The following is a 23,339-nucleotide window of genomic DNA, read 5'->3' as shown; positions in this document are numbered from 1 at the left end:
TCCTTGTAAAAAGATAACCGGCATGATTCATGCCAAAGGTGTGTTGGCTGGTGGCGCTCTTGATTCAGGAGTCAGACCATTGAATTTTCTTGCCCTGGGATCTCATGCGCAGCGATACGCAGCGTTGACCATGTGTAGCGACATATCGACCAATAGTTTCTGCCGTGATGAGAGAAAAATATCTCTGCGACCTTTTCATCATCTGGAGCTATCGTTTGCGCAAAATACATCCAGCGGGCGCTCATTTTATAGTTATAAAGCTTTTTATCTCGGCGATTGTAGTAAATCTTGGCTAATGACGTCATTGCCGTGATATTACCTTTGTAACCATGCTCTAACAAAAGATCGAGATACTGGTGAGTCACGTCCAGAGTCTGAATTTCAGAAAGGAGTGCCAGCAAGCTGGGCAATGACTGAGCATCACCCCAATCAATGGCTGCTTTCAATGAGATGATTAACTGCCGCTCAAGTTCGGCAACTTTTGCCGCGTCAGTTTCTTCAAAGCAAAGCAACTGATAACCGCGCGCCAAATAGTAATAAACATTTTTTAATTCATCTTCATAAGAAAACGCATAGTGGTTATTAATAAGTGGGTATTTTTGCACAACCCTTTGGCTCAGAATTGCGGTGTTTTGATCAATAACCTGATGACAATAGGTAATTGCGCGTGGAATATTCCGCGGTATAGACTGATCGAACACATAAAAATAAGCTAATTTAGACGCGGTATTTGTAGCGCCGCGCTCAGCACCAAGCGTTAACAGATGTATTGCCTCTTCCTGGTAGCCGAGTTTGTGCAATTTATCAGCGGTTTCATTCCAAGCAAAACACGAATCTTGCTTCAACGCGTAGTCAAGCCACTGCTGGCCTAAAGCTTCGTTTTGAGTGAAACCAAACAGCCCGGTCAGCAGACAGTAGCCCAACAGAACCATCGCATAAGGAGATCGGCCATATTGGGCATTATGGCAAATCTGATTATGCCTCCAGCGCGAATCGGGTGTGAACTTCTCGGCCAGCGACAGTGCGGCATTGTGCAAATACGGGCCTAGATTGGGTTCTTGTGCGACAGCTTGTTGTAGATAGTGCCAGGCAGATGTTTCATCTTCCAGAGCATAGTAACTCACGGTCAACCAGCGCAGTGCCTCAGCGCGATCGGCCGCATTTAACGCCTGCTCAGCTTCCCGTTGTACTTCAATAAACTGTTGTTTACGTTCAGTGAGATCTTCGACTTCATGGCCACAGGCATCACGAAAATCATCCCACCAAACCAGATGCCGTAAATGATCTCTCTCCTGAACAGTTAAATATTCGCAAACCGGAGAAGATATTAATTGCCTTATTTCTTCCTGCGAACCACCCCACCGGGGCATTTTAAACGGAATATAACTGATAAAAATATAATATAGCGCTGGATGAATATGTAACCCAGCAAATAACCAGAAATTCCGCCCCTTCAGGCGTCGCCCATTATGATTGAGTGGCATACCGGTTGGGAGTGCATCAGGAATGATTATCTCTATATGCCCATTGAGCCCAGAATAGGCCATCAGGGCATCCATTTCCTCTGGGTGTTGCCGCTGGTGGTTACGCAGTTCATTCAAGACAGACTGAACGCTTTGATTCTTACCCTCATTAATTAAGTTAAACCAATCAGGCACATTAAATGCTGTGACAACAAGCGCTGGAGCCATCCACTGACGGGGTTCTAATGTCAGCGCCTGCAGGGCAGCCAGTATCATCATCTTATTACAGGCCGCAGCACACGCCCACATCGACGGCGTTGTCTCTGTCGCCCAACCGTGGCTGCGGTACTGCCAGGCATAATAGAGCCAGTAGGCTGTTTCAGCCAACCAGGCATGGCTTGATGCAGGGCAGGCACGCTGCCAGGCTTTTATATGCGCCAAACCTTCAGGCCCGGTGGAAATAATGTCGTGCAAATCGAGCCTGGGACTATCATGAGACCAGGCAAAGTAGTATTGCTGCTCGGCCTCACGGCTTAAAAATGAGGCAGAAAGCGCGGTTTCCAGTTGTTCATCCAGCTGTTGGTAACGGCCATCGCGCAAGAAGGAGCCCATATCGCACAGCCACCAATCTCTGTCTTTGGGGGGGAATACGGCCACCTCCAACAGAGGATATTCAGCAGCGTTACAGGGAATATAACTTCGTCCATGCATGGTTCTTTACTCCGTTTGACGATGAAATAAAAAGGTGCCACCAATAAAAATGTTACTGTTGTTCCAAAACAAAAATTTTATATTCCTGCCAAGGGCAGCGATTCCAGTTATTGTCTTGCCGGGCCAGATATTCTTTAATTTCCAATGCAGCACGATCCATCATCTGTGGGGGTGTTTGCATGAGTTCTAACCATATGTGACGCGCACGGGCATAAGCGGCACCGTAATCTTGCCAACTAACAAAACTATCTTGGGCACGTTGGGCATTAAGTAACAATATCAACCAGGCATCATTATGGTTACACCAGCCCAAGCCAGCCATACAGCGAACTAGAAAAGCTGTTCTCATACAGTCAAATGCAATGGCGTCTCTCACTTGCCCACGGGTTGCCATCTCTTCATAAAAAGCAGCCGGGGCTTGACCGACTCCCGATATCCATAGACGTAGGCTCCTCTCCACATGTTCACGGCGATATTCATCACTGGCATTATCCGCTATGCCTAATTCTTTCAATAACTGTTCTGACAATTGCTGCCGTTTCACTTCAGATAGCTGAAGGTCCAGCGTTGTGACGTTATGCGGCAGTTGATTACGGATAAACAGAATATCGGCCAGCGCCAGCGCCCAACGGCGCCTGTCATGACAAGTCAGTCTGGCTGCTGCGGCATCCTTTGCGCGCTCTTCGGCTATCAACTGACGATACTTACTACGCTGTGTTTTCCCGAAGAAATAAATGCCCAGGCCAAGAAAAAAGAATGTAATGAGTGCACTCATCCCGTGAACTCCTTGGTGGAGGCATTGGTACTCAATGGCGCAAGAATCCATTCCGGGATAGCGATCCCTTCGATGCTATAAGTTCTTGGTTCAGGCGTATTGTCTTGCAAAATAGTTGGCCACTGTGCCTTATCAAGCATCAGGCGAGCTGCCGCCGCCACTGCGGGTTCAATGCTGCGTAAGCGATGAAGCTCTTTAGGGGCACCACGTAGCAGAAGCCACTGTAAAATAGCGGGGGGATGAGCAAAATGTTCAATCAGATGAAAATTATTATTCATAACGCTGAGTAAAAAATCCAACTGCTGAACTTCACTAATAAACTTCCAGCCATCATTTTTTGGCTGTTCTTTATCTCTCTCATAGACCACTCCCATACCTTCACAATCGGGGTGGCGCTCTGGTAATGGCTGTAAAAGCTGTAATAGACGCAGAACATCTTCGGCATATTTTCTAATCGGGTAGCGGTTTTGTTTACCCTTGATTTGATTTATTTTTAATTGTTGGTTATCAACATCAAGTGCGATAGTCACGTGGGGCATATTTCCCTGGCTACGTAAAGTAAACAAACGGAGCTGACCAGTTTCAACTTTTTCTGCGTAAAATTCCCCATAGCCGCCACTGAAATCACGATTAGAGGCAAAATGTCCGACGCAATGTTGCATATGTCGCGATTCATAAGCCATTTCTTCACGTAGCGCTGAGTGGTGGGCAATAAATTCGAAAATTGCACCATTAGTAACCTGTAGCACCTCTTTTAGCCCCAGGCCACTGTTCGGTGACCAGCCCTTCGCTCGCCTGGCTCGCTGCATCTTCTCATGTTCAGCTTGCCACATGGCTAAAGCCTGCGAGCAGGTAATACGCTGCAATTTACGACTTAGTGGATTGTCATCAAGCCGTGAGCTAAGAAATTCGACCAGGATTTGCTCTTTTTGTAAAAGCTGCAGGTGATTGGGGTTCAGGTAATAAATCGGTTGCTCTGCGTTGGAACACGAGGCCTCTTCTTCCTTCTGGGGTAATAATCGTGCCGTTAACCAGTCGGGAACTGAAGACTCTGCACCAACATACAATATGTAATCAGAGATAGAGTTGATCTCTTTGGCCTGGGGAAAGCTGCCTATCACCCAGCGAAAAAAATGGTTCTCTAACCACTGGGTTATGGCCAGGGGATCGGTTCGCTGCTGGCTACGGCCCCTGATCGCCTGTTTCACTTCCGGGGCATTGATCACATTTCGGGGTAAATAACCGCTCTGACGACGTGATATTACTGCCATAAAATTAATTAATGTATCCTAATCTATTGGTTAAATGAGAAAGCTAAATGGCTTAATATCGCTACACTTTTACCAGACCATGTTTTCCTTCGGGGGAATGGACTGGCGTTTTTCATAAAGTGGTGAACCTTTTTTAGCAATGGTCACATTGAACGGCACTGATGATTACGGGCTATTGTGTCATGAAACGCCGACCAGATAATATTTTTGTTACCACACGTTTTTGTGGTCCATGAACCTGCCAGTAGCTTTGTGCTCCAGCACGAACGCTGATAACCAAAATCATCTGGAATATGTTTCACAAGTGGCTCGGGCCTTTGCAAGCAAAAGTATTTAGGGGTTATTATCCCGAGTAAATAATCACTTTTACATCATCAAATTAGGTATCTAACGCGATCCCTGTGATCGCTGAACTATACTGATATTAATATATTTTACAGGGATATAACCGATGAGTTATGGGTTCCGCAGTATAGGTTGGCTGCTGATATATCTATTTTTTATTCTTGCTCCATTGTTTGCGTTATTACTGGGCGCAATGCCACCTGCGCGTGATTTTTGGACCGAATTTTCGGTTGCCCTAGGTTACGCCGGGCTGGCTATGATGGGGCTACAAGTTGGTCTGACGGCCCGTTTTCGTTACGTGACCGAGCCATTGGGTGAAGATGTCATTTATCATTTTCACCGCCGTATCTCGCTGATTGCTGTCGGGCTAGTCATTGCCCATCCGATCATTCTGTTTGTTATTCGTCCAGACCTGCTGGCATTGCTTAACTTTATCGAAGCACCATGGCGCGCCCGGTTTGCCGCACTCTCCACCTATTCACTGATCGCTCTGGTCATTATGGCGCTTTGGCGCGTACAGCTGAAGATCCGTTATGAAACCTGGCACCTGACTCATATCGTCTTGGCACTCGTTGCTCTGGTAGCAGGGGTTCTGCATATGATTGGTTGGAGTTTCTATCTGGATGATCCTTGGAAACGTGGATTGTGGATTGCGCTGATTGTGTTCTGGCTTGGGCTGCTGTTGTACATTCGCGTATTCAAACCGCTGTTCATGCTACGGAAGCCTTACCGGATTACGGCGGTTCGCCAGGAACGTGGTGGTACCACCACGCTATTAATGCAGCCGGAAGGGCACTCTGGTTTCCGTTTTTTGCCCGGGCAATTTGGCTGGCTGACCGTGTGGGGTAATCCGTTTAACATCACTGGTCATCCATTTTCATTTTCGTCCAGCGCAGAGGTACAAGATGGCCGTGTTGAAATGTCCATTCGTAACCTGGGTGACTTTACCAGCCGTATCCAGTCGCTACCAATCGGACAACGCGTTTATCTTGACGGCCCTTACGGTGCGTTCACGTTAGGGAAGCACGCTGATATGCGTATCCTGGTTGCGGGGGGAGTCGGGATCACGCCGATGATGAGCATTATCCGTACACAGGCCGATCGCGGTGACCAGCGGCCAATAATCCTGATTTATGGCAGCAAAGATTGGGAGTCGATTACTTTTCGCGAAGAGTTGGACGCGTTGGAAAAAAGAATGAATCTGACGGTTGTGCATGTGCTGACCCACCCCTCGGCAGAGTGGGCAGGTGAACGGGGATTTATTGACGCAGAGTTGTTTAAACGGCATCTGCCACCCGGTTATGCCGAGCACGAATACTTTATTTGTGGGCCGAACGTCATGATGGATGCCATAGAGAAAGCACTTTCTGAGCTGAATGTACCGCTATCCCGCTACCATTCTGAACGTTATCACTTTGCTTGAGGAGAACGCTGATGCGCCGTCTGTTTGCTGAACGCCTGGCGATAGCCACCGCTGTCATTGTGATTTTGCTCGCTCTCCTATTTGCTTATTTGCGGGTGAGTTAATTTTTGCGTTTTATTGGCGTAAGCAAGGTGCTTGGTACACCAACCGGGCCTTTATGCCACTCTGACTGGCGTATTTCGCGCTCCCAGTCATCCCAACCGCCACATTTTATTGAACTCTGCGTGAAGTCTTGGGGAACATATTTACTTAATACTCTGTATTGACTGGGGATTATCGGGGCATCACGCAGTTTCGGGCGAAGAGTGCCGTATGGCACCTCCTCGCCCTGATCTATTGGCTTCCGGCAAACGCTAGTTTGATACCAGTTGGACCACCACCAAGCGGCCACCTTCTTCGGTTGAAAGGACGAATTGAGTGCCGTCGTTAAGGGCCAGTTTTTCACCAATCGCGATTACTGTTTTGTCCGGTAAGGATAGGAGCCCGCTGATTCCTTCATTGACCAGCCACCACTGGTCATTATGGTAGACGAAATAGCCAACGCGTTTTTTTTGCGCGTCTGACGTTCGCTCATTGGGCGCTATCAGGCGGTTAACATGCCAGGCATAGATTGATTGGCCGCTCCATACCATCAGGCGATGATCGTCTGGCCGGTAACTCCCAGTTTTACGCGATGAGTAAAGATTCAGAATCGGCAGCTTCCCTTTGAACGGTCTCCCGCAATAAGGGCAGACGGGTTGAGTTGTACCGGAGAAAACATACCACTTTTGTTCACAGGCAACGTTTTGGCAAGGCTGTATCAGGTCAATAGTTTTAACCAGGGCGGTTTCCCATTCATCGGCCGTTGGCCGTTTGGATGGGTCATGCAAGCCGTCAATGAATGCCTTATCGAACAGGGGGGTCAGATAGGGGCCCATAATGGTATAAGGTACTTTTTGGGGATCGGCCCAAGGCTGGGAAAAGGGAGAGATCTGGTTCAACTTGACTGCGTTGCTGTGATCGGTTGGGTGTTCAATAAAGACCGCCTTTTCCCCCATGGCCAGCGATTCATCGCGCATCTCGTCATCCAGATCATGAATTTTACCGCCACGCAGCGGGTGGCGGTAAAAGAGATACATATAAATCAGAACGGACAGCGCATGCCTGTCGGTAGCGATGCTGGGTAAAATCCGCTGGGGATCTTCTTTCGGCAGATGACTGGTTTTCACCACTTCAGGGGCAATAAAATCCGGGGTGCCTACCACGTCGGGCGGATATTTCCCTGGCACCACCAAACCATCGACATCGATGATGCAGGCGTGTCCCTGTTCAGGATCGATCAGAACGTTTTTATAGCTGAGATCGCTATGGCACAGACCAGCAGCGTGCATGCGCCTGACGGCTCTCGTCAGCATTAAACAGACTTTGAGGTAGCTCAGGATATTGCCGCGTTCGCGCGGGTCCAGGAACTTATTCTGATTATTGGCGCTGGCAAACCATTTGCCTTCCTTTTCCCGGCCCTTAATGCCCAGAAAGTCATTATTCTTTGAACCGTATTTAAAGAAAAAGTGGCTTTGATAGGTGGGCACCACAATCCCGATTTTCCCATCATGTTCCACTACGCTGGTGGGCCAGCAAAAAAGCCCTTTCCAATAATCTCCGCCAGCCTGCTCAAAGATATTCTCCCGGTAGCGGCCGGTTATCATGTCGATGCGTTCCTTTGCCTGTTCATTCTGCGGTTTTTTGTAGAATGCCACGACGTAAGACTTATCGGGGGAAAAGTAGACATCCTTCATGGAACCCGAACCGATAACTTCATCAACATACTGGATGGTTACCCCATCCTTGGTTGTACACGTAACGATATTTGCCATATTACTTACCAGCCATGTAGTTCAGTCCATTTACCACGAGACGACAAGAGTGCGATCATCGTGGTTACCCGGAGAGAAGAAGTTCAGCCATTCAGCAAGCCGCTCTGCGGGCTGCGAGTCATCGCTCAAGCAGGGCGTGATCTCCGAGATCAATGCATCCCACTTCTGGCTATTGTGTAAGCCGTTATCTGTTTCAAACCGGGGATCGGAAACACCATCGGTCATCAGCACCAAATGCGATATTTCCGCCCATTTACCGATGCTGATGCGCTTACTGAAATTCGGGTCTTGTACGGCATCGGCATCCAGAAAACGCGTCTGGCCAGCATATTCACCGCTGTCTGGAGTACCCAATACGCGCACTTTCCCTGTCGGCCCGTAAACGGCAATCACACCATCGCCCATCCAGAAAGAGGCAGCGAACAGTTCAGCACCGTGACGGAATGAAACGGCAGCCAGCAAAGTGGTTGAATAGGATTTGACGCTTTCGTCAGCCAATATTGATTCATTGCTGATATTGTTGACGGCAATGACGGAAGCTTGCTGGAACAAGCGGTTAAAGGCATCCCAGACCAGGCGTTGATCGTCTGATGTCCAGCTTAGAATACGTGCTTTCAGTTCCTGGCCTTTGTCACCATTCAGCAGCGTTGCCAGATAATTTCCCACCGTTTCTGTCACGATGCGGGAACCTTCACGCGAATTTTTGGCGCTGCCCGCACCGTCGGCCACCAGCATGATGTTCCAGCCAGTCGCGGCATTGCTGGCGATATAGAAATCGTCATCCCGAAAGCTTCCCGCATGTTCATGTGAGCGCCCTCTGCGGCTGGCCGCCACAAGGTTCACGCCAGGCCCTTGAATATGTTGATGATCGATATGCTGTTTAAAATAACGGGCATCAGCCGGAGGTTCGACAATCTTCCATAAACTGCGCGGATCGGGATTCACAATAAACAATACCTTGGTTGAACCTTGCGGCGTGGTAGGGCAAGACCAGGTTACCGTTATCTCAAGGTCGCCACTTTCGGTTGGTGTGCCTGACAGCGAACACGTAGCCTGATCAAAGGTGATGCCGATATCTTTACTAAAAGACACATCCAGCACTTCAGCTATTGCGCCATTATCCAGTGTGATATCGACAGTGGAATGGAACATGACACCGGTACGGGCATTGGCAATGTTGATTCTTGCCACCGGCTGTATAAAAAGAGGTGCGCTGTTTACCGCGCTGGCGGTTGGCACCTGGCCGGGCTTCAAGGGAGGGGTAGCGGCTTCAGGTGGTGTTACAGGTGGCGGAAATTGCATGACCTGCCATGCCGCGCTGCCAGCCGTGGGTGGGGTTGCTACGGGATTGTCATCTGGGAGTGTCAGGGGGCTGTTTGCAACCTCAAGAGTGTCTGCGGCGGCGGGCTCAATACTGGCCTCTGGCTCATCGGCAAGCGGCACCAATGGTTGTTCAGACAGGACATCAAGCGTTATATCGGCCACGCCTGCTGTTTGACTGGCTGCCACTTTTGCAATGATGGTTGCGAGCAACGCACCAAGATCTTCATCCTCCTGCAACTCAGCAAGTTCCGCCGTTGCCCCAGTTTCTGCCAGAATCAGGCTCAATATTTTCTGGTGCAGCTTGTTATGCTCTTTCATCAGCCTTTTCCCCGGCTCACATCAAAATCATCACCGCTATTGGCACTAAAGGTGAGCCCCCTATCGCACCATGGGCAGATAACGTCGTCAGGCCCGTTGATGCAGAGTAATTTGCCACAACGACACATCGCAAACGCGCTGGCATTACCACAGTATGGGCAACCCGGTACACCATGCAGTTCACTGGTATTCACCTGTAGAGACGAGGCTGATTCATCGCTCCAGGTAAAATAATCCTCATCCACCGGGAAACAGCCGTTGAGATTGAAGCCGTTGATATTGAGTTTAAAATCCAGGGTAGAAAGATTGACGGCCGGGCGTTCGTATTTCATCAGATAGGGGCGGCGTGACTTGCTGCACCGCCCTGTCAGGATGACACAGTTTTCGTCATAGGTTCTGGCCACGTCGTCTTTCGCCAACCGGACAATCTGATCTGTCTGATTAAGCAGTGGGGGAGATTCCTCCCCTACGCTGCGGCTGTGCGCAGAAACGGAAGCGGTGATCCACTTGATGAACTGGGTGAAATCACCTTCCTGGGCATCGGTGAACAGCAGTGCGTTATCCGTCAGCTGCCGCAGAATGTTGAGATCTGCCGATGGGCCAAGCCCAATGGCGATCAGATTGACCTTGCTCGCGTAATGCTCTTTCCAGCGTTTTATTTCGGGGGCCGCATCATCCGTTGGCCGCCCATCCGTTAGCAGGTAGACCACCGGTTTCCAGTCGCCTTTGCGCTCGTGCGTGGTTTTCCTGACCTGTTCGTCAAGCTGATGGGTTAATTCCCGTAGGGCGGCCCCCAGGTTGGTGCCCCCGCCAATTGGCAAACGTGGGGTATAGAAAGACACCACTTCAACAAGCGGAACGATGGTTTTTGCTACTCCGGCAAAAGCAATTACCGATATCCAGGCGGTTTCAAGCGCGTGGGGATCTTTTTTAAGGTCACTGACGATCCTTTGCAGGCCATCATTCATTTTTTTCAGGCTTTCCCCGATCATAGACTCTGAGCAGTCCAGAACGAAGAAAATAGGCAGTCTTCTCATGGTTAAACACCTCGGCAGGCCGATATCTCTTAAATAGGGTGGTGACGAAAAATCAGGCAAAGCACCTTATGCAGAGGCTTTGCCTGTTCGCTACAGAACCAGTTGTATTTCTGGCGGTGGCGGTGGCAGATTATCCTGCCCGGTAGCGTTGACCCCCGCACTGCTGCTGCCAGAGGCGACGCTTGCAGACACCCATTTGAAGAAACCGGAAAATGCCGTGGAATCCAGTGTTTCAAGGGCCACAACCTGAGAGGTGAGTTGCTTTAGGTGCTCATGTTTAGCCTTCGGGCCAACGGCACAGGCGATAATGGAGCCGAAAGCCCGTTTTTTCACTTCCCGGATCGCTTCACCGTAGGCATAGGCATCCGAAGGTGTGCCATCGGTCATGAGGAATACCAAAGGACGCCAGTCACCTTTCTGATCGCCATCAGAACGACGGATATCACGATCAACGCATCGAATCAGGCACTCCAGCGCAGCACCGGTGAAGGTGCCCCCCGCGCTGGGTACGACGATATCGGTGAATTGAAAATCCTCCAATGCCGTCAGCGGAATATGCTCTCGCGCTTCGTTGTCATAGGTGATGATGGAAATATGCACGCTTTCCAGCGCGTAGGGATCTTGCCGCAGAGCATTCATCATGGCCTGAATACCCACGTTAACAGCATGAATAGACTCCCCGCGCATGGACCCGGAAGTATCAATCAGCAGATAAACAGGTAGCCTTCTCATATCACAGATAACTCTTTAGGTGGGAAACAAAGGTATCGCTGTTGGAGGGTTCACCAACGGCATTCAGCTTCCAGCCGGTGCTCTCACGCACCAGTTCCGCAAACAGCATTGAACGCTGGCCGGTAAAGGCAGCGCCACCGGACAAATCAAAACGCGCCATTTCAATGTTATGGGCGTCTACTGCCCGGATAAAGGCATTCTGTACCTTACCGAAGTGCTGTTGCAGTTGCTGACCATTATAGATCTGCACAATGAAAACAATTTTTTCATACTGAGGATCGAGGGAATTCAGTTTGACGATAATCTGCTCATCATCACCGTCGCCTGCTCCGGTTCGGTTATCGCCAGTCAGCCAGATATGGCCGGATTTATGACGCTGGCTATTAAAGAAAATGATGTCTCCGTTCACCAGCGTTGGCTGACCGTTCTCCACATTCCCCAAATCAGTGACTTTCCCTTGGGCATTGCACAGGAATGCGACGACATCAAGGTCATACTCTGCTTCTTTTTTACCAAACAGGCCGCCCAGAATACCTTTCTTTTCTTCATTGATATCCCAGCCAAGCCCAATGGTGACTGAAGAAAGATCGTATTCGTTCTTACGCAGGCTGACGCCCTGTCCTTTACGTAAACTAACTGACATAAAACCCCCTGGATTATTTTTATAAAACAACGTTAACTTCTGGTGGTGGTGGCGGTAGATCATCCAAACCGATGACCTCTTTTTTGCCAGACTCAACTTTTTGACTACCTACGGAAATACTGGCTGATACCCATTTAAAGAAGGCTTTAATCGACGCTGAATCAGCAGTATCTAACTGGAGAACGATTTCGGTGATTTCCTGCAACACGTTGGTTCCGGCGGAACGACCTGCCGCACAGGCAACCACGACACCGGTTCTTGCGGCTTTAAAGTCGCTGACGCCTTTGCGCCAGTCATCGGTTGGGGAACCATCGGTCATGATGAACACCAGTGGCCGCCAATCACCTTTGGTTTCCGCGGTCGTTTTCTGGACCTCATGGCTGATGCAGGTGGCGGCTAATGATAGTGCTTCACCCATTGCAGTGGTGCCACTGGCCACCAGCTCCGGCAGCTGAAAGTTCAGCAAGTCGGTCAGCGGAACCGTTTGGTGCGCGGAAGAATCGAAGGTAATCACAGAGATATAAGCGGTTTCAAGCGCGTAGGGGTCCTGCCGTAGCGTGGACAGAAGAGTTTGTACCCCGTTCTTGACTGCTTCAATAGGTTCGCCCGTCATGGAGCCGGAAGTATCCAGCAACAGGTAGACCGGTAGTCTTCTCATCATATTCCCTTACTATAGGTAGTGCTAATCTCCTTACATCATAATTGTTCTGGTTGTTATCTCAACAGAAAGAAATGCGAAAAGGGGCTTAATTAGCCCCTTTTTTGCGGGCCTGGATGTCACGCACCAGTTCGTCAAGGCAGCAGCCAACCAGCATCTCTACCGCTTCGCTGCGGGTGGTTTCACTGATCCTGGATAACCGATCGATTTTACGCAGCACTGACATTTTCAATGAAAGTGAAACGGCTTTTTTCTTCTCTTTATCCAGATAAACCCGGCTGACGGTTTCGCCTGTTTTAAGCTCAGAGTTAGCCAGCAGCGTTTCGTGCATGCGGCGCAGCGTCTTTTTGTCCAGTTGCCCGGGTTGAATCAACTGGTAAGAATGTGTGGCCTTGCTGTATTTGATTTCGGCAGAATAGGATTCCCTGAGCTCTTTCAGCGCACGTGTCAGGGTCGGTTCGGAACAATTCAGCAACGTGATGATCCGTGCGGCGGACACCGGTTTACCTGAACCCAGTATATTGGCCAGCGTATAGATTCGGGTTTGTCGCGTATTGAGTTGCATAGTTAATGACTGCCTGCATTCATGGTCAAAGGTTCAACGGCCTGAAAGGTCAATGTTGCTGACATTTTTTGGCCGCAAAAGTAATGCAACAGGAACGGCATCATCCAGATTGATGCGAGCATTCCTGAACTCCATGTTTATGCCTCGGTTGTCAGCAGGCGGATGCTTTCCTGTGCCTGCTCGGTAGCAATGCCGTAGACCTGAGCACGGGCCAGCACCTCGGATGCCCAGCGGCGATGTGTCGCCGGTTCGCACATTGAGCCCTGAGATTTAAACACGGCCTGTGATGAATTCAGAATGCGCAGAGCATCGGCATGATCGGCGGGTTGTACCATGAGCGCTTTTTCGATGGTACTGATTTGGTTCGGGTGGATGGCAGTTTTGCCCACCAGACCGTGCGCCATATCAAGAGCCAGCTCCTTATCCATCATCTGGTGATCGTCAATGTGTTCGCAAACCGGGGCGGTCAGAGCGAAATCGCGTGAGGAGAACACCGCTACCAGCATTTTGATGACGTACCCCAACGGGCCGTCATACAGCGTCTGGCTACGAGATCTTCTCAGCGCCACCACGTTCATCAGATCGTTGCCACCAATGCGTAGCGCAATGATTCGCTGATGGCAGGGGTGGTGCTTCAGGGTGGTCGCTAACTCGCGCATTTGCAGCACGTCAAAGACTTCTTCTGTCTCCAGCGTTGGCATCATGCATAAATGCGTGTCCTGCATCAGATTCCACCAGCAGGGCAGAGAAGCCAGGGTGAATTTGGGCAGGACGAAACCGTCAATAGCACTCAAATCCAGGGTGGCTACCAGCAATTCCCCCATTTCTGCGTGACGTGGCCGGATGAAAACCAGCGGCCAGTGGGTATTGCCACCGGCCGCTTTTGCCTTGGCCAGCATTAACGTCAGTTGGCGCAGATTATTCAGCGCCTGGGGGATATCGTTTTCACTGACTGCATCTTCAAGACAGATGATCAGTGAGCGTAACCCGGCGATTTTGTTCTTCAGGATAGCGTCGGAAATGTCTGTGCGGGTTGCAGGCATATACAGTGTTGCACCCAACCGCCAAGGGGAGAGCCGTTTATTCATTAGAGCACCTTCTTGATAATGGTTACCGCACGATATTGCCCGATTTCATCACCCACTTCGGTAATGGTCAGCCCTTTTTCGCGAGCCAAATAGACCAGCAATGCGACGTCGGGATCGTCTACTGAGCGAACCAGGACGTGATCTGGCACTCTGCGCAGGACGGCGCGAGTGGCTTCTGCGATCCCTGGTTTAATGCGGTTAATGCTTGAGATCTGGTATTTTGCCGCGAGATTTCGCACCACCTGCTCACTCAGCGACTGTAAATAGGCTTTCCTGCCCGGTTCCTCTGTGCTGGAGGGGATGGCAGCCGTATCCAGCACGGCGCGATATTCCGCCACGGTATCAACCAGTTTGCGGCTGCATTCGAAGCGGGCAAGATGTTCACACTGCACGCAGCCATGCAGCCCTTCTTCCGACCAGATAGATCGGGAAATCATCCCTGAAACGGGAGCCCCCATGATACCAAAGGGGATCAGCCAGTCATCGTCGCTGGCGGCCAGCCACGCACACCCGCAGGGATCGGCCAGCACCACTAAGCGGGGCTGCACAGGATAACCGGGCCGCTTGCTGAGGGAGCGGATCAGCTCACCGGTAATGGCGCCTTTGCCGGTCCAACCATCGACAAAGACGATGCCGTCAGTACCATGACGCGCTTCAATCCAGGCGAGTGCCGCCGCATCAATCCCTCGGTCACGGATGATACTGATGCCGTAGTGATAGGACTCTTTACCCATCGCCCGTAAGGTCTGCTGAAGCATTACCCCCAATGGAACGCCAGCGCGCACCAGGCTGGTCAGCACAATGGGGGTATCCTTGAACCGTTCAGTTAACGCCAGCGCTAACATACTGACTTCTTTGGCCAGACGCGTTGCCCCTTGCTCAAGGGCGCGGGCAAACAGATCAAGATGCCAGGTGGTGGGTTCCGGTTCCTGGCTCAGCATTTCTGAATAGTGACGAGCACCGGACTGAATCAGCCGCTCTTTCTGCTCAACGGGAGTCATGGCTATCTCAACCGGTTTGAGTAAAAAGTGCACATCCTGGGGCAGGTATGAGCCGGAAAACGGGGTAAAGTCAGGCATATTACGTTTCTCCGAACAGATGGCGGGAGATCGCAGTGGCAAACTGGCTCTGGCGCGGCAAACCAAACCAGGTGCAAAGCTTCATGAAACGGTGATCGCTGAGGCTGTCACCAAGACCGATAACCGGGAAAACCCCGCGTTCAAGCCGCAGTTTTTCAAGCAGGAAAGTGACGGCCAACCCTTTTTCCACCACGGTAGGCAGCCAGGCAACGTTATTACTGTTGCGGTGGATATAATATCCTTCAGTAGGGAAAACCTTTTCGACTTCATCAGCAATGGCATAGAGTTCATCAAGACGGGTGCTATCGCGATGTTTCATGACCAGATATACCGGTGTGTTGTCGTATTCGTAGTTAATACGGGCCCAGCCATCAATGTTACGCGCTGCCATTAACTCGGTGATCAGGTGTTGCATAGCCAGCAGCCTTTCTGCGTATGGATGCAGCTTCTCCAGCATCAGGGCCTGCCAGGTGGCGTCCACATGGCCTTGGGGATCTAGGATCACCGCGCCGTGGGTGGCAACGGCCCATGAACGAAAGGGGATACTCACGCGGCGGATTTCTTCTGTGCCACGGGCGGTAACCGGGATGAGTTCAGCATGTTCAAGCATCCAATCCACCAGCATCGATTGTTCTTCTGTCATGAAGCTCCGTGGCTCCAGGCTGCGATCCAGCGCCCCGGTGCGATACGGTGCCAGATCGAGTTCATCGACCATCTTGCGGCGCGTCTGGAAGAGGGTATCGTCCAGATCGGAAAAAATGACTGGCTTACTCATAGGTAATCACCTCAACGCGTGGGGCGATGTGTTGTAACGCCTCAATTAAAATGGGATCGACGCTCTCAGCCGGTGTTTCAGTACACAGCAACACCCGGTCAAACCGCTGGTGGGCAACGTTGTAGACAAAATTAGGGATACCCAGCCCATAATTATCGGTAAAGGCAATCGCTGACTGAATGGCAAACCCGGTGGCAATTGGCGAGCGGGTTGTGGAGCTGTATTTGACATCTGCGCCTTGTTTTTCAAGGCGTTCGGCCAGTAAGAACGGCTCCCAGACAAATTCACTGCTGCCCAGCACCAGGAGTTTTTCCCCCGGAGAGGCCTGAATACCGTTCCCCAGATCGGCTGCCGGAGCGGCCATGCCCAGGCGCCCCCAACTTTGTTTGCCGATGATTGGAACGCTGCCGGTGGCTGTGACATTGACTTCCGGCATCACCGGGATCGGTGCCTTGGGATTCGGTTCCCAGTGCCAATCCCCTTGTACCAGCGAGATATCCTGTACCGGCAGCGGGCAGCGGCGGGTGAGTGCACCACCGCTCCAGTCGGTTAGCGTCACGGTAATAACCTGAGCAATGTGCCGTAACCCGGCTTCCTGTTGCAGCGCCTGGAGCAGGTTAATGAATGTATTACCGGTGGTGGCTTCATCGTCGATCAGCACCAGGGTTTTGGCCTCAAGCACGCGGCGGCGCAGTTCCGCATCATGGGGCAGATAAATCAGGTGATCTGTCGCATGGCTGTGGTTTTCTTTAAATTCACACAGCAACTTTCCCCCTGCGACCGGGTGACGGGTTGACGTCAGGTACACTGATTCGCTGAGGTGATGCCGCATTTCATCAAAGACACCGGCACCAAGGCCCACGGCGGTTTCGGCCATGCCGATAAACAGAACCGGGCCTGTATCACAGGCGGGAAATTGAGCGGCTAATTGCTGATAGATGGTGCGCATCGTGGCTGGTTTAACCGGAATATGCCGGCCCAGCACTTTGCTGACGAACAGGAAAGCACGTTTGGGATTGCGCCGCTCGGCCACATCAAACAGCTCATCCAGTGCGGCGTTGCCACCCGTCGGCATCACTCTCAGCGTGCCACAGGACAGGGTGCGTAAATAGGGTTGATGCTGGTTGCTGGTCATCAGGCGTTATCCTTGCACCAACAGGTTGTTGAGCACCGGATTATACCTGACCACGTCGGTGATCGATCGGACAATGGCCGGGGAAAATGACTTTTTGGCCTCATCCATCACTTCTTGTTGGCTCATCAACCCAAGTTGGCGCAATGCGAACAGGCCCGGCAAGTTGACACCGCTAAAACGGGTGTAGCCGATACCGCCTGAAGGCCGCAGGTTAATTTCCAGCAAAAGCGGATGCCCGCTGGCGTCGTTGCGGGTTTGCACGTTGACCAAGCCGTCGGCCTCCATCGCGGTTGCGCAAGCTGTCGCAAGTTCCAATGCCTCCCCATGATGCTCCAGATACTGAAGCGCCCCTTCTTTGCGGCGGGCGACGGCGGCCAGCACGTTACCTCGCTCAACCAACATATCAACGGAGTATTCGGGGCCAGGGAGATAAGGCATCAACACCAACGGCTCAAACGTTTCGGCGTCAGACAGCGCGCTGAGGTAGCGCTGTGTGTTCACTTTTCTGTTTTCTGGATGGGTAAAGGCAGCCATAGGCGAAACCGTGTCATCAAAACGCCAGAATCCCATGCCATAAATACCCTTCACTGGCTTGACGCAGAGCGGGCTGGCCGAAAACGGCGAGTGCGCAATGAGTTGGCGCAATTCCGCCACAGAGGTAACCCGGATGGAAGGGACGACCGGCAGGCCGCGTTTTTCCATGGCATGGGCAAAAGCGACTTTGTCATCAGCCAATTCAAACATGCCCGTGCTGGTTGCGCCGGTTGTCAGGCTGGCACCGGAAGACTCAATCTGTTTACGGTGCGATTCAAACCACAGCGCGTGACGGCCGGTATGAATGGCGCGAATGCCGTGATCTTTTACCGTGGAAAGAATGAAGGGCAATCGGTGCTCATCTTCTTTTGGCTCAGACAACGCTTTATCTGCTTGTGAAAGGATTTCATTACGTTCATGACGATGTGAAGCGATAACCGTCACTGCGGCTTGTTGGTTTTTCGCAAATGAAACAATGCCCTGAATAATATCCCGTTGGGAAGATAGGCCTTCCAGAAGCCAGATTTTAAGTGCCATTTTATGATGATTACCGTGAAGGGCTGTGTGGTGAGTTAAAGGAATAGCCATGAGTCTAAGTATACGCATACATGATGTCAATCATAACATGATGAATGGTTAGGCAATAAAAAAAGCCGTTTACTGCATTTTTCAATGCCTGATTTATCGGGCTATTTAAAAAATAAATTCATTTAAAAATATAGTATTAACCTAAATTAATGCCGTGCGGGTTAAAAATGGTGTTGTACCTAAACGCCATCATGATATGATTTTCTTTCTCATGGATTTTGGTGTAAAAAACATTACTTTTTTCAATACCAACTTGAAGGAATTATGACAATGGTTTCATTAAGCAAGAACCAGACGGTATCACTCAGCAAACAGTCATCTGCACTCAACCAGCTGCAATTCGGTTTAGGTTGGGACCCAATTAAAAAGAAAGGCATGATGAGCAAACTGTTTGGCGGCGGCGGTGGCTCAATCGATCTGGATGCTGGCTGTGTGTTGCTGGATAAGTCAGGCAATAAAATCGACACCATCTGGTTCCGCAAACTGGAATCAAGCTGTGGCGCGGTGCTGCACAGCGGCGACAACCTGACCGGTGAAGGTGATGGCGATGATGAAATCATCAGTGTCGAGCTGTCACGCCTGCCTTCACAGGTGGAATACCTTGCTTTCACCGTTAACAGCTTCCGTGGTCAGACCTTCAATGATGTAGAAAACGCGTTTTGCCGTGTGCTTGATCAGGATAATAAGGAACTGGCGCGCTACGAACTGCATGAGCAAGGCGCTCACACCGGGATCGTGATTGCTTCGCTGTGCCGCAACAACGGGCAATGGGATTTTACCGCGCACGGCAAAGCATGCAGCGGTCGTACCATTGATGACATGCATTCCGACATCGTTGCCAGCGTGGTGCGCTAATGAACATGACGCCGGGGAGCAATGCTCCCGTTCCATCGAAACTGCTGACAGTGCGTATTCTGTCGGGTGCGCCGGTCGATGCCTCTGCTTTCCGTTTGTATGCGAGCGGCAAAGTCAAAGGCGACACGGACATGATCTTTTACGGGCAGCCCAAGAGCGACGATGCTACCGTTTCGTTGGCGAATGAAGGTAATAATTCTTCGTTTGCCGTAGACGTCAGCCGGCTGCATGCCGATGTGCAAAAAATAGCCTTTACGGTGACCTGTGACGGGAACCAAACGGTGGCAGGCTTGCAACGTCTGGCGATTCAGGTTGAAGCAGATAATGAAGTGCTTGTGGCGGGTGCGGTTGAACTGGCCGGCCGACAGGAAGCGGCGTTAATCCTGGGGGAACTCTATCGCCGTAACAGCGAGTGGAAGTTCCGCTTTATTGCTCAAGGGTTCAATGGCGGGCTCAAGCCGCTGGCTGAAAATTTTGGCGTGGATGTGGCGGATACTCCCGCTGCGGCAGCCGATCCGGCACCCACACCGCCGCCTGCTCCGGCTCCGAATAAAATCAGCCTGAGCAAAGTGTCATTAACCAAAGAAAAACCCGCAATCAGCCTGACCAAGCGGGATAACTTTGGTGAAATCCGTATCAATCTGAATTGGCACCGTGGCAGCAACCCAACAGGGTTACGGGCCATGTTTGGCTCGAAAAAAGGCATCGATCTAGATCTCGGTGCGTTTGTTAAATTGGAAGACGGATACAAAACGGTGATCCAGGCTTTGGGCAACAGTTTTGGTTCTTACCATAGCGAACCTTACGCGCAGTTACAGGGCGATGACCGTACCGGTGATATCTCCGAAGGTGAATGGCTGCACGTTAACGGGCGCGAATGGAAAAACATCCGTGAAGTGCTGATTTATGCCTTTATCTACGAAGGTGTTGCGAGCTGGGATAAAACGGATGGTGTCGTGACTCTCCATATTCCAGACCAACCACCGATAGAAACACGGATGACGGAAGGGCAGAACAACCGCAACATGTGCGCAGTCGCACGGTTGGTGAACGAGAACGGCAGCATTAAAGTGGAGCGTATCAACCGTTTCTTCAACGGCCACAGTGATATGGACCAGGCTTTTGGCTGGGGCTTTAACTGGAGAGCCGGTTCTAAATAATGATTTTTTGCAGAGGATTTCAAAATGAGTTTCTTCGATAAGGTTAAAGGGGCATTTAATGCCAGCCGTGACGAGCTGACCAAACAGGTTGGCCGTTTCAAGAACAAAAAATTTATGCAGGGAACCGTTGCCGTATGCGCGCGTATTGCCGTGTCGAGTGATGGTGTCAGCAGCGAAGAAAAACAAAAGATGATCGGTTTTCTCCGTGCGTCTGATGAGTTAAAGGTTTTCGAAACGACTGAAGTCATCGAATTCTTTAACAAACTGGTGGCCAGCTTCGATTTCGATGTGGAAATCGGCAAGGGTGAAACCATGAAATACATCCTTGCGCTGAAAGATCAGCCAGAAGCGGCTCAATTGGCGTTGCGGGTTGGTATTGCTGTTGCCAAAAGCGACGGTGATTTTGACCAGGATGAGCAGAAAGCGGTGCGTGAGATTGCCATCGCGCTTGGCTTTGAACCGGCCGAATTCGGTCTTTAATGTAATATCCTCAAAAGGTTAAATATGGTATCCACGAATATCGGCTTCCCGATCGAAACCGTTATGGTTTTCGTTGTATTGTCTATCGGGGCTATTTTTATCGACTTGTTCATGCACCGTCATGATAAGCCTATTTCGCTGAAGAGTGCGGCGCTGTGGTCTGTTTTCTGGATTGCTGTGGCGCTGGCTTTTGCCGGTTTCCTGTATATCCATCATGGAGCTGAAGTTGCCAGCCTGTTTGTCACGGGTTATGCACTGGAGAAAGTGCTGTCGGTTGATAACCTGTTTGTCATGATGGCTATTTTCTCCTGGTTTGCAGTGCCGGATCGCTACCGCCACCGCGTGCTGTATTGGGGGATTATCGGGGCTATCGTCTTCAGGGGGATTTTCGTTGCCATTGGTACGGGGCTCTTGAGCCTTGGGCCATACGTTGAAATCGTGTTCGCTATTATCGTTGCCTGGACCGCCGTCATGATGTTGAAAAGCGGTGATGACGGTGATGAAATTGAAGATTACTCACAACATCTTGCGTATCGCATGGTTAAACGTTTCTTCCCTATTTGGCCGAAGCTGAGAGGACACGCTTTTCTGTTAAATCAGAAAGAAGTGGACGAGGAACTGGCAAAGCCTGAGAACCAGGATGTGACGATTGGCCGTGGCACCAAGGCGGCTCTGTATGCAACACCATTGATGCTTTGTGTGGCGGTTGTTGAGTTATCCGACGTGATGTTTGCGTTTGACTCTGTACCTGCCATCATTGCGGTCAGCCGCGAGCCGCTGATTGTGTACAGTGCCATGATGTTCGCGATCCTCGGCTTGCGTACGCTGTATTTTGTGCTGGAAGCCCTGAAGCAGTATCTGGTGCATCTTGAAAAGGCCGTTATCGTCTTGTTGTTCTTCATTGCAGCGAAACTGGGCCTTAATGCAACCGACCATATCTGGCATCATGGTTACAACATTTCAGCGCCAACGAGCCTGTTTGTTGTTCTGGGGGTGCTGGCGCTGGGGATTCTGGCGAGCGTCATGTTCCCAGGCAAACCCGATGCTGAGGAAAAACAGGATAATTGATCCCTCTATCTGGGCTGAAATCCATTTGAACTACATTAATCTGAGAGGTTAGGACAATGAGTGTTTCTCTTTCTAAAGGCGGTAATGTTTCCCTGAGTAAAGCAGCACCTACCATGAAGAACGTTCTGATTGGCTTGGGCTGGGACGCACGTTCCACCGATGGTCAGGATTTCGACCTGGATGCCTCTGCATTTTTGTTGGCCGCCAGCGGTAAAGTGCGCGGTGATGCTGATTTCATTTTTTATAATAACCTGACCTCTGCGGATGGCTCTGTAACGCACACCGGTGATAACCGTACCGGCGAAGGTGACGGTGATGATGAGTCCTTGAAAATCAAGCTGGATCAGATCCCGGCAGACGTCGACAAAATTGTGTTTGTGGTCACTATCCACGATGCACAGACCCGCCGTCAAAGCTTCGGTCAGGTATCGGGGGCATTTATCCGTTTGGTTAATGACGATAATCAGAGCGAAGTGGCTCGTTATGATCTGACAGAAGATGCTTCCACGGAAACTGCCATGTTGTTCGGCGAACTGTATCGCAACGGTGCAGAGTGGAAATTCCGGGCAGTAGGCCAGGGTTATGCTGGTGGACTGGCATCCGTATGTGCTCAGTACGGTATCAACGCGTCCTGATCAAGCAAGACGCTTTCTCTCTTAAATTGGGCAGCATATGGCTGCCTGAATCAACCTTAAACCAGGAGTTTTAAAATGGCAGTTTCTCTCGTAAAAGGCGGTAACGTATCCCTGACTAAAGAAGCTCCGGCCATGACTATTGCCATGGCTGGCTTAGGTTGGGATGCGCGTGTCACAGACGGCCAGGCGTTTGACCTGGATGCCTCCGTATTTATGGTAGGTGAAGACGGTAAGGTACTGAATGACAGCGGTTTTATTTTCTTTAACAACAAATTGAGTGCTTGTGGTTCCGTTGAACACCAGGGTGACAACCGCACTGGCGAAGGTGATGGCGATGACGAGCAGGTAAAAATTAACCTGAGCAAAGTTCCGGAGGACGCTAAGAAGCTGGTTTTTGCCGTTACCATCTATGATGCCGAAGCCCGTAAACAAAACTTTGGTATGGTCAGCAACAGCTATATGCGTATTTACAACAACGACAATGGGACTGAAATTGCCCGTTTCGACCTGTCTGAAGATGCTTCTACCGAAACTGCCATGGTCTTCGGTGAACTGTACCGCCACGGTGCAGAGTGGAAATTCAAGGCAGTAGGCCAAGGCTTTGCGGGTGGCTTGTCGGCGTTGGCCTCACAGCATGGCGTCAATGTTTGAGTCAGCTGATCCCATAACCTTGAGTATTTAAGGTTACCAGCCCCCCTCTTTGGCAAAAAGAGGGGGTTTTGATCTTGATGTTATCTCAGTTCTATTCCCGAAAAGAGAGCGATGCTGGTTTGTTATTGTGAGGCTTGGTCGCTTGATTCCCTTTCTTTCTTTATCCCCATTATT

General features: G+C 50.7%; 22 protein-coding genes and 1 pseudogene. 7 read left to right on the top strand and 16 right to left on the bottom strand.

The window, feature by feature from the left end; genetic code table 11:
- Positions 1-71: 71 nt before the first annotated feature.
- From Z042_RS03520 to Z042_RS25845, 4 genes and pseudogenes are all read right to left on the bottom strand, one after another.
- The gene (locus Z042_RS03520; protein ID WP_024912815.1) at positions 72-2,174 is read right to left on the bottom strand and encodes a DUF4034 domain-containing protein; all 2,103 of its coding nucleotides are present in this window, start codon (positions 2,172-2,174) and stop codon (positions 72-74) included.
- A gap of 52 nt (positions 2,175-2,226) precedes the next feature.
- A complete protein-coding gene (locus tag Z042_RS03515; RefSeq protein WP_024912814.1) occupies positions 2,227-2,949 on the bottom strand; it encodes a DUF1266 domain-containing protein in 723 nt (240 codons plus the stop codon).
- Positions 2,946-4,220: a PcfJ domain-containing protein gene (locus tag Z042_RS03510; RefSeq protein ID WP_024912813.1), complete on the bottom strand. Its 1,275-nt coding sequence runs from the start codon at positions 4,218-4,220 to the stop codon at positions 2,946-2,948. Before Z042_RS03510 ends, Z042_RS03515 begins: the two co-directional genes overlap by 4 nt.
- Before the next feature lie 61 nt (positions 4,221-4,281).
- Positions 4,282-4,420 (bottom strand): annotated as a pseudogene (locus tag Z042_RS25845) (IS630 family transposase); the annotation flags it as partial.
- Between the two features lie 251 nt (positions 4,421-4,671).
- On the opposite strand from Z042_RS25845, the gene Z042_RS03505 reads away from it, so the two are divergent.
- Positions 4,672-5,988, top strand: coding sequence for a ferredoxin reductase family protein (locus Z042_RS03505; protein ID WP_024912812.1), 1,317 nt, complete (start codon positions 4,672-4,674; stop codon positions 5,986-5,988).
- 353 nt (positions 5,989-6,341) lie between these two features.
- On the opposite strand, the gene Z042_RS03500 is transcribed toward Z042_RS03505, so the two are convergent.
- From Z042_RS03500 to Z042_RS03445, 12 genes are all read right to left on the bottom strand, one after another.
- Positions 6,342-7,841, bottom strand: a complete 1,500-nt coding sequence (locus Z042_RS03500) for a helix-hairpin-helix domain-containing protein (protein WP_024912811.1) — start codon at positions 7,839-7,841, stop codon at positions 6,342-6,344.
- 30 nt (positions 7,842-7,871) lie between these two features.
- The gene (locus Z042_RS03495) at positions 7,872-9,482 is read right to left on the bottom strand and encodes a PP2C family serine/threonine-protein phosphatase (RefSeq protein ID WP_024912810.1); all 1,611 of its coding nucleotides are present in this window, start codon (positions 9,480-9,482) and stop codon (positions 7,872-7,874) included.
- Positions 9,482-10,519 carry a TerY-C metal binding domain-containing protein gene (locus Z042_RS03490; RefSeq protein ID WP_024912809.1) on the bottom strand — a complete coding sequence of 346 codons (1,038 nt, stop codon included), beginning with the start codon at positions 10,517-10,519 and terminating at the stop codon, positions 9,482-9,484. The genes Z042_RS03495 and Z042_RS03490 overlap by 1 nt, the downstream gene beginning before the upstream one ends.
- Before the next feature lie 90 nt (positions 10,520-10,609).
- The gene (locus Z042_RS03485) at positions 10,610-11,251 is read right to left on the bottom strand and encodes a vWA domain-containing protein (RefSeq protein ID WP_024912808.1); all 642 of its coding nucleotides are present in this window, start codon (positions 11,249-11,251) and stop codon (positions 10,610-10,612) included.
- Between the two features lies 1 nt (position 11,252).
- On the bottom strand, positions 11,253-11,894 hold the full coding sequence (locus Z042_RS03480) for a TerD family protein (protein WP_024912807.1): 642 nt from the start codon (positions 11,892-11,894) through the stop codon (positions 11,253-11,255).
- A gap of 19 nt (positions 11,895-11,913) precedes the next feature.
- Positions 11,914-12,552 carry a vWA domain-containing protein gene (locus tag Z042_RS03475; RefSeq protein WP_024912806.1) on the bottom strand — a complete coding sequence of 213 codons (639 nt, stop codon included), beginning with the start codon at positions 12,550-12,552 and terminating at the stop codon, positions 11,914-11,916.
- A gap of 88 nt (positions 12,553-12,640) precedes the next feature.
- Positions 12,641-13,117, bottom strand: coding sequence for a tellurium resistance protein TerW (locus Z042_RS03470; protein WP_024912805.1), 477 nt, complete (start codon positions 13,115-13,117; stop codon positions 12,641-12,643).
- A gap of 137 nt (positions 13,118-13,254) precedes the next feature.
- Positions 13,255-14,205 (bottom strand): HpcH/HpaI aldolase/citrate lyase family protein, encoded by a 951-nt coding sequence (locus Z042_RS03465; protein ID WP_024912804.1) that lies wholly within the window; start codon positions 14,203-14,205, stop codon positions 13,255-13,257.
- Complete coding sequence (locus Z042_RS03460; protein WP_024912803.1) at positions 14,205-15,284, bottom strand: cysteine protease StiP family protein; 1,080 nt, start codon at positions 15,282-15,284, stop codon at positions 14,205-14,207. The genes Z042_RS03465 and Z042_RS03460 overlap by 1 nt, the downstream gene beginning before the upstream one ends.
- 1 nt (position 15,285) lies before the next feature.
- A complete protein-coding gene (locus Z042_RS03455; protein WP_024912802.1) occupies positions 15,286-16,059 on the bottom strand; it encodes an HAD family hydrolase in 774 nt (257 codons plus the stop codon).
- Complete coding sequence (locus tag Z042_RS03450) at positions 16,052-17,194, bottom strand: phosphoribosyltransferase domain-containing protein (protein WP_037406681.1); 1,143 nt, start codon at positions 17,192-17,194, stop codon at positions 16,052-16,054. The genes Z042_RS03455 and Z042_RS03450 overlap by 8 nt, the downstream gene beginning before the upstream one ends.
- A gap of 6 nt (positions 17,195-17,200) precedes the next feature.
- A complete protein-coding gene (locus tag Z042_RS03445) occupies positions 17,201-18,265 on the bottom strand; it encodes an ATP-grasp domain-containing protein (protein WP_024912800.1) in 1,065 nt (354 codons plus the stop codon).
- A gap of 321 nt (positions 18,266-18,586) precedes the next feature.
- Between Z042_RS03445 and Z042_RS03440 the strand changes: the two genes are divergently transcribed.
- From Z042_RS03440 to Z042_RS03415, 6 genes are all read left to right on the top strand, one after another.
- Positions 18,587-19,171, top strand: coding sequence for a TerD family protein (locus tag Z042_RS03440; RefSeq protein ID WP_024912799.1), 585 nt, complete (start codon positions 18,587-18,589; stop codon positions 19,169-19,171).
- A complete protein-coding gene (locus Z042_RS03435) occupies positions 19,171-20,331 on the top strand; it encodes a TerD family protein (RefSeq protein WP_024912798.1) in 1,161 nt (386 codons plus the stop codon). The genes Z042_RS03440 and Z042_RS03435 overlap by 1 nt, the downstream gene beginning before the upstream one ends.
- Before the next feature lie 24 nt (positions 20,332-20,355).
- Positions 20,356-20,811 carry a tellurite resistance TerB family protein gene (locus Z042_RS03430; protein ID WP_024912797.1) on the top strand — a complete coding sequence of 152 codons (456 nt, stop codon included), beginning with the start codon at positions 20,356-20,358 and terminating at the stop codon, positions 20,809-20,811.
- A 24-nt stretch (positions 20,812-20,835) separates the two neighbouring features.
- Positions 20,836-21,879: a TerC/Alx family metal homeostasis membrane protein gene (locus tag Z042_RS03425; protein WP_024912796.1), complete on the top strand. Its 1,044-nt coding sequence runs from the start codon at positions 20,836-20,838 to the stop codon at positions 21,877-21,879.
- 56 nt (positions 21,880-21,935) lie between these two features.
- Complete coding sequence (locus Z042_RS03420; protein WP_024912795.1) at positions 21,936-22,514, top strand: TerD family protein; 579 nt, start codon at positions 21,936-21,938, stop codon at positions 22,512-22,514.
- A gap of 75 nt (positions 22,515-22,589) precedes the next feature.
- Positions 22,590-23,165, top strand: coding sequence for a TerD family protein (locus Z042_RS03415; RefSeq protein ID WP_024912794.1), 576 nt, complete (start codon positions 22,590-22,592; stop codon positions 23,163-23,165).
- The last annotated feature ends 174 nt before the right edge of the window (positions 23,166-23,339 follow it).

The sequence above is a fragment of the Chania multitudinisentens RB-25 genome (genome assembly GCF_000520015.2).
Lineage (GTDB): Bacteria > Pseudomonadota > Gammaproteobacteria > Enterobacterales > Enterobacteriaceae > Chania > Chania multitudinisentens.
Note: the sequence above shows the minus strand (reverse complement) of the source record. Positions and strands in the feature narration are given on the sequence as shown.

Coding starts and splice junctions, on each gene's coding strand:
- Z042_RS03470 (WP_024912805.1), bottom strand. CDS start 13,117: ATGCAACTCAATACGCGACAAACCCGAATCTATACGCTGGCCAATATA.
- Z042_RS03430 (WP_024912797.1), top strand. CDS start 20,356: ATGAGTTTCTTCGATAAGGTTAAAGGGGCATTTAATGCCAGCCGTGAC.
- Z042_RS03465 (WP_024912804.1), bottom strand. CDS start 14,205: ATGAATAAACGGCTCTCCCCTTGGCGGTTGGGTGCAACACTGTATATG.
- Z042_RS03445 (WP_024912800.1), bottom strand. CDS start 18,265: ATGGCACTTAAAATCTGGCTTCTGGAAGGCCTATCTTCCCAACGGGAT.
- Z042_RS03515 (WP_024912814.1), bottom strand. CDS start 2,949: ATGAGTGCACTCATTACATTCTTTTTTCTTGGCCTGGGCATTTATTTC.
- Z042_RS03420 (WP_024912795.1), top strand. CDS start 21,936: ATGAGTGTTTCTCTTTCTAAAGGCGGTAATGTTTCCCTGAGTAAAGCA.
- Z042_RS03495 (WP_024912810.1), bottom strand. CDS start 9,482: ATGAAAGAGCATAACAAGCTGCACCAGAAAATATTGAGCCTGATTCTG.
- Z042_RS03415 (WP_024912794.1), top strand. CDS start 22,590: ATGGCAGTTTCTCTCGTAAAAGGCGGTAACGTATCCCTGACTAAAGAA.
- Z042_RS03505 (WP_024912812.1), top strand. CDS start 4,672: ATGAGTTATGGGTTCCGCAGTATAGGTTGGCTGCTGATATATCTATTT.
- Z042_RS03440 (WP_024912799.1), top strand. CDS start 18,587: ATGGTTTCATTAAGCAAGAACCAGACGGTATCACTCAGCAAACAGTCA.
- Z042_RS03480 (WP_024912807.1), bottom strand. CDS start 11,894: ATGTCAGTTAGTTTACGTAAAGGACAGGGCGTCAGCCTGCGTAAGAAC.
- Z042_RS03490 (WP_024912809.1), bottom strand. CDS start 10,519: ATGAGAAGACTGCCTATTTTCTTCGTTCTGGACTGCTCAGAGTCTATG.
- Z042_RS03510 (WP_024912813.1), bottom strand. CDS start 4,220: ATGGCAGTAATATCACGTCGTCAGAGCGGTTATTTACCCCGAAATGTG.
- Z042_RS03485 (WP_024912808.1), bottom strand. CDS start 11,251: ATGAGAAGGCTACCTGTTTATCTGCTGATTGATACTTCCGGGTCCATG.
- Z042_RS03450 (WP_037406681.1), bottom strand. CDS start 17,194: ATGACCAGCAACCAGCATCAACCCTATTTACGCACCCTGTCCTGTGGC.
- Z042_RS03475 (WP_024912806.1), bottom strand. CDS start 12,552: ATGAGAAGACTACCGGTCTACCTGTTGCTGGATACTTCCGGCTCCATG.
- Z042_RS03455 (WP_024912802.1), bottom strand. CDS start 16,059: ATGAGTAAGCCAGTCATTTTTTCCGATCTGGACGATACCCTCTTCCAG.
- Z042_RS03435 (WP_024912798.1), top strand. CDS start 19,171: ATGAACATGACGCCGGGGAGCAATGCTCCCGTTCCATCGAAACTGCTG.
- Z042_RS03500 (WP_024912811.1), bottom strand. CDS start 7,841: ATGGCAAATATCGTTACGTGTACAACCAAGGATGGGGTAACCATCCAG.
- Z042_RS03460 (WP_024912803.1), bottom strand. CDS start 15,284: ATGCCTGACTTTACCCCGTTTTCCGGCTCATACCTGCCCCAGGATGTG.
- Z042_RS03425 (WP_024912796.1), top strand. CDS start 20,836: ATGGTATCCACGAATATCGGCTTCCCGATCGAAACCGTTATGGTTTTC.
- Z042_RS03520 (WP_024912815.1), bottom strand. CDS start 2,174: ATGCATGGACGAAGTTATATTCCCTGTAACGCTGCTGAATATCCTCTG.